The sequence below is a fragment of the Pseudoalteromonas sp. BMB genome (genome assembly GCF_001709235.1).
GTDB lineage: Bacteria > Pseudomonadota > Gammaproteobacteria > Enterobacterales > Alteromonadaceae > Pseudoalteromonas > Pseudoalteromonas maricaloris.
In genome coordinates this window covers 1-1003 of sequence record NZ_MBQA01000054.1, presented here as the reverse complement: position 1 = coordinate 1003, position 1003 = coordinate 1, and the positions used below count along the sequence as shown (strand labels likewise).

The following is a 1003-nucleotide window of genomic DNA, read 5'->3' as shown; positions in this document are numbered from 1 at the left end:
CTGGGGTACCCGCCCGTGAACTCTGCCGCAAGCATGCCATTTCCGATGCCACGTTTTACACCTGGCGTAAGAAGTATGGCGGTATGGAGGTGCCTGAAGTTAAGCGCCTGAAGTCGCTTGAGGAAGAGAACACCAGACTCAAGAAGCTGCTTGCCGAAGCCATGCTGGATAAAGAGGCGCTTCAGGTGGCTCTTGGGCGAAAGTACTGACGACAGACCAGAAGCGGGAAGCCGTGATGTTGATGTGTGATGCGACCGGTCTGTCGCAACGTCGTGCCTGCAGGCTTACAGGTTTATCCCTGTCGACCTGCCGCTATGAGGCTCACCGTCCGGCTGCTGATGCGCATTTATCAGGGCGCATCACTGAGCTGGCACTGGAGCGCAGGCGTTTTGGCTACCGTCGTATTTGGCAGTTGCTGCGCCGTGAAGGGCTTCATGTTAATCATAAGCGCGTGTACCGGCTTTATCACCTCAGTGGCCTGGGCGTAAAACGCAGAAGACGTCGTAAAGGGCTGGCAACAGAACGTCTGCCGCTGCTCCGTCCGGCGGCGCCCAATCTGACCTGGTCGATGGATTTCGTCATGGACGCACTTTCCACCGGTCGCAGGATCAAGTGTCTTACCTGCGTCGATGATTTCACAAAGGAATGCCTGACGGTCACTGTTGCCTTTGGGATTTCAGGCGTTCAGGTCACGCGTATTCTGGACAGCATTGCACTGTTTCGAGGCTATCCGGCGACGATAAGAACTGACCAGGGGCCGGAGTTCACTTGCCGTGCACTGGATCAATGGGCCTTTGAGCATGGTGTTGAGTTGCGCTTAATCCAGCCGGGCAAGCCAACGCAGAACGGATTTATTGGGAGCTTTAACGGACGATTTCGCGATGAATGTTTGAATCCACGCTGAATTATCAGACACCGTCTGAATTTGCAGCGGGCTGGAGAAAGGGTCATTCTGAGAATGAAGATTCCGACGTTACTAACTGAGTGTTGTATCTAATCGTGG

General features: G+C 54.4%; 1 pseudogene. It reads left to right on the top strand.

Annotated features, from left to right (window positions below):
- A pseudogene (locus BB427_RS03890) lies at nucleotides 1-984 on the top strand (IS3 family transposase); the annotation flags it as partial.
- Between the last annotated feature and the right edge of the window lie 19 nt (nucleotides 985-1003).